This is a genomic window from Myxococcus xanthus (genome assembly GCF_013116825.1).
GTDB lineage: Bacteria > Myxococcota > Myxococcia > Myxococcales > Myxococcaceae > Myxococcus > Myxococcus xanthus_B.
The window spans coordinates 1-8,185 of the sequence record NZ_JABFNS010000223.1; the positions used below are offsets into that span (position 1 = coordinate 1).

Sequence of the window (8,185 nt, forward strand, 5' to 3'; positions counted from 1 at the left end):
GATTCGGATTGGGGGGGCGGGGAGGTCATGCCCCCGAAAAGGGGCGTCCTTCCTCGGAGACGACTGCTGCGGATAGGCGGGAGCAGACCGGAGCGCCAGTGGCCGGTGGCGTACGCGATTCACGCCACCGGCGGAACTCGGCCCGCCTGAACGAATTCAAGCGCGAATGAGCCCCCTACCCGCCACTACAATCGGCCGTCGACGCCGTCACGAGGTACCGCTGAACATTGGAGCCTATACTGAGCGTCGCAGCCCTCGTTTCCTTCAGGAATAGTTCCCCGGCTGCCTTGGCTGAGTCCGCCTCGACCAACAGAGTTGTATTCGGCAATTCTAGAGTCGTGCCGTCTGGAAGTCTTATCGCCTCATAGAAACCCTTCTTCAGCAGATGTTGCTTCACCGCGGTGTGCGAATGCTGCAAGTCGTACGTTATGAGGTAAGTCCTCATGGGCCCCCTCCTTGTGGGTGGTCAGTCGGTGCGTGATGACGCATCGACCAGCCACAAGCTATTGGCCTCTGATTTATCTGCCAATTTGAGCTGTTTTTCTCCGTGAGTCGTACAGCCATGTACCGATGAGCGATCACGGAGCATCCGCGCCGAAGTAGTCCTCGCACTGGCGCGGGGCCACACAGGACGGGTCTTCGCACCACGGGCAGAGAGCGAAGGAGTTGGAACTGCCGGCGCTCGGCGATGCCTCCTGAACACGCGGGCCCGGCGGTGTCGGCAACGAGGGGAAGGCGGCCCGGAGCACGGCCACCGCCGCCCCATCCGCTGGCGTCACGACCTCGAAGCGGCGCCACAGGACGCGGAGCGCGTGCTCCACGTTGGCCCTGAAGTCCTGCCTCTCCGACAGGGCCGCGCTCAACTCCGCATCCAGTTCGCCGTACCGGCGGCGCCAGTGAGCGCGCCAGAAGTCGGCATCCTGGAGCTGGCGGTAGACGACGAGGAGGGCCACTGCGAGGGCAAGGGCGACGACGGAGAGAAAGACGGTCATGCCCGCGAAAAGGGGCGTGCTCGCCGCCGATACCCTGCGCCCTACGAGTCCGAGCCCGCCGGGCGTTCGCGGTCCACGGGACCAGGCGCCGCACGCAGGGCAGCCTCGGCACGCACGCCCCAAGCAGCCAACTGCGTGAAAGCGGGCTTCATGCGAGTCCACTCCCGCTCGCGGACCTCCGCCAGCCTCGTGCCGGTCTCCATGAAGGCCACCTGGAGCCGCTGAAAGACGTCGGTCGTGTCGCTCATGCGGAGACCGTAGCACCGCGCCCGATGCCGCCGCCCCGGTCGCCAGGGGAGCACCGACCCGCACACTGTAGGATATGCCTGAAAATACAGTGTGACTGAACGCACCTACGGGCACCCCCGGGGTGGGAAACCGGGGAGGTGGGCCCAAAACGTGATTGCTCGGCGCGGTACAATCCGGCGCTGCGGAATTTCTCGCGATTTTTCCGAGGGAGAACTGAGGGCAGACCCCCCATTTTTCTGGGCCCCTCGAGTTCCTGGCGGGCCGCTGGCGCACGCTTCAACTCTGCACCTGAGGCCCGGCGCTCCTCGCGCTCGCGTGGCGTGGCGGGCCACTGGCGCCCCTTCTACGGGGGCATGACCAACACCACCTCCGCGTCGCAGTACGCATCCCCCTCCTCGTCGGCCGAGGGCCACGCCACGCTTCGGACCACCGCGCACCTGCTGAGAGGCCACAGCGACTTCCGGTCCCAGGCCGAGGGCAGTGGCATCGCACTCTTCGCCACCGGTTCGCCGCGCACCGCGGGCGCGCTCACCACCCTAGGCATGGCTGGAACACGGGTGCCTGGTGAGCACCAGGAGAAAGCCGCCGGGTGCCTGGTGGCCCTCGTCGAGCGCGCGAAGCAGCTCGCCTGCGGCGCCGAGTAGCCGCCCCTTCTAAGGGGCATGTCTCACGCGCGCGGCTACGACCCAGACAAGCCCCTCGGCAAGCCGCCGAAGCGCAAGCGTGGCCGGCCCGCGAAGTTCTCCGGGCCGGCCACCTCGCTGACGTATGCCATCCAGACGGAGGTGGTAGCCCAGATTCGCAAGGGCGCCACCCGCCGCATCGCGGCCTCCATCGCGGGCACCAGTGCGAAGCACCTGGAGAACTGGCTGCGCCGCGGGCGTGACGCCATCGAGGCCGGCAAGCGCAGCCGCTACACGGAGTTGGTGCAGGACGTGGAGAAGGCGGAGGCCGAGTACCAGATGGACCTCGTCCGTGCGGTGGAGGAGGCCATCCGCGACAAGTCGATGAACGACAAGGTGCTGCGCTGGCGCCTGGGCGTCGCCGACCGCGAGTTCCGCACCGAGCGCGAGCGCACGACGGCGGTGGGTGACGCGCAGGGCCCCTTCGAGTTGGTGAAGCCGGAGGACGCCCAGCGCGCCCTCGTCGAGAAGCTGGAGCGCTTCCTCGCGGAGGCCTCGCGCGCGGAGTCCCCTGACGCCGACGCGGCCACCGCGGGGCAGGATGAGGAAGAGGACGATGAAGAGTGAGGCCGTCACCGAGAGCGGGGACCTGCTCGAAGGGCTCCCCATTCTCCGCCCCGAGACGCACGGCCGGTACTCGAAGCTGGACCGGCTGGCCCTCAAGCTGCGCGAGCGCTTCGGCACCGTCGAGGGCTTTGCCGAACGCCTCCAGCTGACGCCCCAGGAGCTGCTCACTCTCCACTACGAGCCAGACTTCTCGCTGCGGCCGGTACAGCAGACCCCGGACCTAGTGGACGAATCCCTGGCCCGCTGGCGCGTCTGGCTGTTTCTTGGAGGGCGCGGCACGGGGAAGACGCACGGCGGCGCGGCCTCCGTCATCCGCGAGGCCCGGCAGGACCCGGGCGCCCGAATCCTCATCGTCGGGCCGACCTACACCGAGATTCAGAAGAACCAGCTTGAGGGCCCGTCCGGCATCCTCACGCTGTCGCAACCCTGGTTCCGGCCGGAACACTTCAAGTCGAAGAAGCAGTTGGTCTGGCCAAACGGGGTGGTCGCCGACTACCTCCCTGCCGCGAAGGCCAACAAGTTTAGGGGCTACGGCTACACCTTCGAGTGGCTGGACGAAATCGTGGCCTGGGAGAAGGACCCGGAGGGCGTCTTCGAGGAGTGCTGCCGCGTCGGTCGCGGCACCTCCCAGCGGATGCGCCAGCTGGGCCTCTCCAGCCGCAAGGTGATTACGACGACGCCGGCACCCACGCAGCTCTTCCGCACCATCCTCAAGGACAGGGAGGGCCTGGTGCTGTCGCGCTCCTCCACCTTCGACAACGCTGCCAACTTGGACGCGGCCTACATCCGCCAGGCGCGACGGGCCGCCAGCTCGACCGTGGGCCGGCGCGAGTTTCTGGGCGAGCTCGCCTTTGACTTGGACCCGGCCCTCTTCCGGAAGGTGGACTGGGAGACTCCGCGCATCGACCCGAAGAAGCGCCCGAAGGAGTTCGACTTCATCGTCATCAGCGTGGACCCGGCCACCGGGGAGAAGAAGAACGCGGACATGCACGGCATCGTCGCCGTGGGCGTGCGCCAGGAGAGCGACGGCCTGGACCACGTCTACGTGCTGGCCGACCTCTCCTGCCGAAGTCCCGAGCCCAGCAAGTGGGCGAAGACGGCAGTGGAAGCCCTGCGCGCGTGGGAGCCCTTCGCCAAGAAGGACAGCCGCGGGCGGGCGCGCGCGTGGATTTTCGCCGAGACAAACACGGGCGGCAGCATGGTGAAGCACACCATCCGGGGCGTCGCGAAGGTGACAGTGAAGACGGAGCGGGCCCGGCAGTCGAAGGCCGAGCGGGCCGCCCCCGTGTCCATGCTTGCGGAGGCAGGCCTCGTCCACATGGTGGGGCGCCACAAGCAGCTCGAGGAGCAACTGGCGAAGTTCACCGGCCAGGAGGGCGGCCACGCGCGCGATGACCGGGTGGATGCCCTCTGCTGGCCCATCTTCAAGTACGTCGTCAAGCGCAGGAAGAACGAGGGCGCGGCCGAGCGGGCTGGCGCAGCAAATGCAAGTTCCGAAGACAGCGACGACTAAACCCTAGATCCACATAGGCCAGACCGAGCCAACCACACGTCTTGACGCCGCTGAACACACCTGAGCAAACTAGCAACATGCCGACCACCCACATCAATCAATCACTGATGCGCATAGCCAAGCGAGCGGAGACACAGTCGCCCGAGGTGCTCGTCAAAACATTCGTCGACATCGGCCCCCTGTTCTCGATCCTCTCGTCGCGTGACAACCAAGTCCTCTATGGGCGACGAGGAACAGGAAAAACACATGCACTAAAGTATCTCGCAGAAAATCTAAAATCAAATGGCGACATCGCAATATTTGTCGACCTTCGAACAATTGGCTCAAGCGGCGGCATCTACGGTGACTCAGCCACTCCATTGCCAGAAAGAGGAACCCGACTCCTCATCGACACACTCAGCGCAGTTCAAGACAAGCTAGTCGATTTTGGTCTCGAACGAGGCTCACCCGACCTCCTGCCCACGCTGGATCTACTGGCCGATGAGCTTACGTCCGTGCGCGTCGTCGGAGGCTCCATCGAACTCGAAAGCTCTACAAAAGGGACGGTCGGTGCGACTGCCCGGTCAACAGGAACTCTTGGCTTCAACAAGGGCCCGAAGGTTGAAGCGAGCATCGAGTCATCCGTACAGGCCTCTCAGGAAGAACAAATACGCATCAAGGAGGCCGGCACACCAAGACACAGAGTCCACTTCGGAGCTGTTGCACGGCTCATGGAGAGAGTCGTCGCGAATCTTCCCAAGAAGCGACTTTGGCTCATCTTGGATGAGTGGAGCACCATTCCGCTAGAGCTACAACCACTTCTCGCAGACCTAATCAGGCGCGCCCTCTTCCCTGTTCCTGGGATAATTGTAAAGATCGGAGCAATTGAATACAGGTCTAGGTTTCAAGAGCAAACCAACACAGGCGACTACATAGGAATCGAACTCGGCGCAGATGCATCAGCCGATCTCGACCTTGACGACTACATGGTGTTTGGCAACGACAACACCAAGGCCGAATCTTTTTTTCAGGAGATGTTTTACAAACACCTCATAACAACTGCACAAGAAGACGGAATACCCACACAGAGCATTGCATCATCGGCAGATTTCATTGCAAGCGCATTCACCCAGCGCAAGGCCTTTTTCGAGCTAGTGCGGGCCGCAGAGGGCGTTCCACGCGACGCAATTAACGTCGCATCCGTCGCCGCTCAAAAGGCCAACGATGCCTCCATATCCATGGAAGACATCACAAAAGCCTCCCGGGCATGGTATCTTCGCGACAAAGAGTCAGCTATTGCCACAGAAGCAAAGGCGCTGCTCCACTGGATCGTCGACGACGTCATCAAGACGCGACAAGCCCGAGCATTCTTGCTTGAACAAGGGAAAGATATCGGAAGCAAGCTGGTGGGGGCACTCTTCGATGCGCGAGTACTTCACGTAATCAAGAGAGGCGTCTCTGGGGCAGAACATCCAGGGGTGCGATTCAACACCTATGCAATCGACTACGGCTGCTATGTCGACCTGCGGAACACATCCAAAGCCCCCAGAGGGCTTTTTGATATAGCAGAATCGAAACACGAAACAGACTTCGTGGAAGTCCCGCTCGACGACTATCGCTCCATCAGGCGAGCAGTCTTGGACTTGACTAGGTTCGAGAGGGCGAACAGGCGCTAGATTACTGAGCACCTATTCGCCGTCACAGGCAGCGCGTGACGTGCAAGTTAAGACGCATCCGCCCCTTCTTCAGGGCATGACGTCTCTACTCCGCCGCGCGATGAAAGCCCTGGGCATGCTGCCCACCACCCGGGGCCCCATTATCCACGCCATCCCCATCTTCAGCTTTGGCCCGCGCCGGGGCAGCCGAGAGGTGCTCATCGCCTACCGAGAAAACGGGTGGCTGCGCGCCATCGTAGACACTGTGGCGGACGCGGTCGCGACGCCCACGTGGAAAGCCTACAAGCGCGTGGGCTTCGGGGGCGTGAAGCGGTACGACGTGCGGTGGAAGTCCTCCGCGAGACACGAGCGACGCAAGGCGCTGGAGGAGGCCACCCAGGCCGGTGAACTGGTGGAACTCCCCGAGCACGAAGTTCTGCGCCTGCTGGAGTCACCCCACCCCGAGTACCCCGGCCGCGAGCTGCGCAAGCTGCTTCAGGTTCACCTGGACCTGGTGGGCGAGACGTTCCTCTGGCTGCGCCTGGGCCAGGACGGGCGGCCCGTGGGCTGGGAGCCGGTGCCTCCGCACTGCGTCCACATGACGCCCCAGCCCGGCCGCCCCTACTTCGCCCTCTCCTACGGACAATTCTCCGGGTACGTGCCCGCCGAGCACATGCTGTGGCCCAAGCACCTCGACCCGGAGAACCCCCTCGGCCGCGGTGTCGGGCGCGGCACCGCGCTCGGCGACCAACTCGACACCATGGAGGCCATCGACAAGGCCACCAAGGGCACCTTCGAGCGCGGGGGCCTGCCGCACGCCGTGGTGGGGCTCGACTCGAAGCACGAGGACTTCGAGCGGCAGGAGGCCGCTGACGACCTGGAGAAGCGCTTCAAGGAGGAGTTCCGCGGGCCGGAGAACGCGGGCAAGGTGTGGTTCACCCCCGGCGGGGTGACGCTGGCCCAGGTGGCCATCAACTACCGCGAGCTGCAGGCCGACGAGTTGGCGAAGTCCCTGCGCTCCTACGTGCGCCACGTCTACAACGTCCCGCCCGAGCTGCTCGGCGATACCACCAGCAGCAACCGCAGCACGTCCGAAGCGGCCAAGTACCACCTGGCCGAGTACGCGGTGGCGCCCCGGCTGGAGTTCCTGCTTGCCTGGTTCCAACACCGCCTGGTGCCGCTCATCGATGCGGACGTGATTCTCGACTACGAGGACCCGCGGCCCCAGGAGTTCGAGCGGGTATTCAGGGCCATGACAACGCCCATCACCGAGGCCTTCGAGTTCAACGAGGCGCGGGCCTTCGCGGGCTACGAGCCCCTACCCGAGCTGGAGGGCAAGCGTCCCGCGCCGCTTCCGGGCCAGGGCGGGGGCGGCAACAACACCTCGAGCGCCGCCGCCAACGCCACGCCGGAGCCGCCCAGGGACAGAACGGGCGAGGAGGGACGCTTGTAGCCGCCCCTTCTCCAGGGCATGAAAAGCTTCCGCAAGCTGCTGGAGTCGAAGCCCACCGAAGGCACCACGGGCCCGGTGTTCCGAATCACGTCCACCAACCTGGACCGCCACAAGGACAGGGTGCTCGCCATCAAGGCGAAGGGCGAGGAGTTCCGCGTCCCGCTGCTGTGGAACCACGACTCGTGGAGCCCGGCCATCGGCTTCGCGCGATGCTTCCGCGAGGCGGGCGAGTGGGTGATGGGGCCCGTCTTCGACGAGGCCTGCGACACCTCGAAAATGGTGGCCGCGAAGGTGAAGGCGGGCACCCTGGACCAGTGTTCCATCCGCTTCGTGCCCTGTGAGACGGAGCCGGTGCCGAACAAGGACGGCGGCTACGACTTCCCGCTGGTGGAGGTGCTGGAGGTCAGCATCGTGAACATCGCCGGGAACCAGGACGCGGTGCGCCTGCGCTCCGCCGAGGCGGTGGACGAGGACGAGGAGAAGCAGTACCGGACCGCAGGCCTTGCCTTCCGCGCGAAGGTGGAGGGCGCCCTCGAGGAGCTGAGGGCCGAGGTGAAAAAGCTGCACAAGCTGCTGCCCGACGAGGAAGAGGAAAGCCTCGAGGAGGAAGAGCAGGAGCAGCCCGAGGAAGAGCGCGAGGCTCCAGAGGAAGAGGAGCGCGACGGCGCCGAGGCATCCCCCGAAGAGGAGGAGCGCGACGGCGGCGAGGAGGATGAGCAGGCCCTCTCCGAGAACACCCCGGAGGAGGAGCCGAAGTCCGACGAGGAGCCCCCGGCCGAGGACGAGCAGGAGGACGGGGAGGAGCCCCCGGCCGAGGACGAGCAGGAGGACGGGGAGGAGCCCCCGGCCGAGGACGAGCAGGAGGACGAGGAGGAGCTTCCCGAAGAGGAGGCGAAGTCCCTGCGCGCCCAGGTGGTGAAGCACCTCGGCTTCACCCCGGCCCAGGCCAAGGCCCTCTCCCCCGCCGACCTGCGCGGCTACGTGGCGCTCCTGCCCGGCTGAGCGCCGCCCCTTCTGACCCGCTGAGCCCCCTTCCGCAGCACCCCACCCTTTTCGTTGGAGTCACCATGAAGACCAAGCCCACCCCGAAGTCC

General features: G+C 65.2%; 9 protein-coding genes. 6 read left to right on the forward strand and 3 right to left on the reverse strand.

Annotated features, from left to right (window positions below; genetic code table 11):
- Positions 1-175: 175 nt before the first annotated feature.
- The 3 genes from HNV26_RS36025 to HNV26_RS36035 all read right to left on the reverse strand — a co-directional run bounded on the left by HNV26_RS36025 (position 176) and on the right by HNV26_RS36035 (position 1,240).
- Positions 176-445, reverse strand: coding sequence for a hypothetical protein (locus HNV26_RS36025; protein ID WP_171445216.1), 270 nt, complete (start codon positions 443-445; stop codon positions 176-178).
- Positions 446-578: 133 nt separating this feature from the next.
- Entirely contained in the window at positions 579-992 is a 414-nt protein-coding gene (locus HNV26_RS36030) for a hypothetical protein (RefSeq protein WP_171445215.1), read from the reverse strand.
- 41 nt (positions 993-1,033) lie between these two features.
- Entirely contained in the window at positions 1,034-1,240 is a 207-nt protein-coding gene (locus tag HNV26_RS36035) for a hypothetical protein (RefSeq protein ID WP_171445214.1), read from the reverse strand.
- A gap of 354 nt (positions 1,241-1,594) precedes the next feature.
- Between HNV26_RS36035 and HNV26_RS36040 the strand changes: the two genes are divergently transcribed.
- The 6 genes from HNV26_RS36040 to HNV26_RS39125 all read left to right on the forward strand — a co-directional run bounded on the left by HNV26_RS36040 (position 1,595) and on the right by HNV26_RS39125 (position 8,093).
- Positions 1,595-1,885, forward strand: a complete 291-nt coding sequence (locus tag HNV26_RS36040; protein WP_171445202.1) for a hypothetical protein — start codon at positions 1,595-1,597, stop codon at positions 1,883-1,885.
- A gap of 18 nt (positions 1,886-1,903) precedes the next feature.
- On the forward strand, positions 1,904-2,491 hold the full coding sequence (locus tag HNV26_RS36045) for a hypothetical protein (protein ID WP_171445213.1): 588 nt from the start codon (positions 1,904-1,906) through the stop codon (positions 2,489-2,491).
- Entirely contained in the window at positions 2,481-4,004 is a 1,524-nt protein-coding gene (locus tag HNV26_RS36050) for a terminase large subunit domain-containing protein (RefSeq protein WP_171445212.1), read from the forward strand. The genes HNV26_RS36045 and HNV26_RS36050 overlap by 11 nt, the downstream gene beginning before the upstream one ends.
- A 77-nt stretch (positions 4,005-4,081) precedes the next feature.
- Positions 4,082-5,659, forward strand: a complete 1,578-nt coding sequence (locus tag HNV26_RS36055) for an ORC-CDC6 family AAA ATPase (protein ID WP_171445211.1) — start codon at positions 4,082-4,084, stop codon at positions 5,657-5,659.
- Between the two features lie 76 nt (positions 5,660-5,735).
- Entirely contained in the window at positions 5,736-7,091 is a 1,356-nt protein-coding gene (locus tag HNV26_RS36060; protein ID WP_253817368.1) for a phage portal protein, read from the forward strand.
- Positions 7,092-7,109: 18 nt separating this feature from the next.
- Positions 7,110-8,093 (forward strand): HK97 family phage prohead protease, encoded by a 984-nt coding sequence (locus tag HNV26_RS39125; protein WP_171445210.1) that lies wholly within the window; start codon positions 7,110-7,112, stop codon positions 8,091-8,093.
- Positions 8,094-8,185 lie beyond the last annotated feature (92 nt).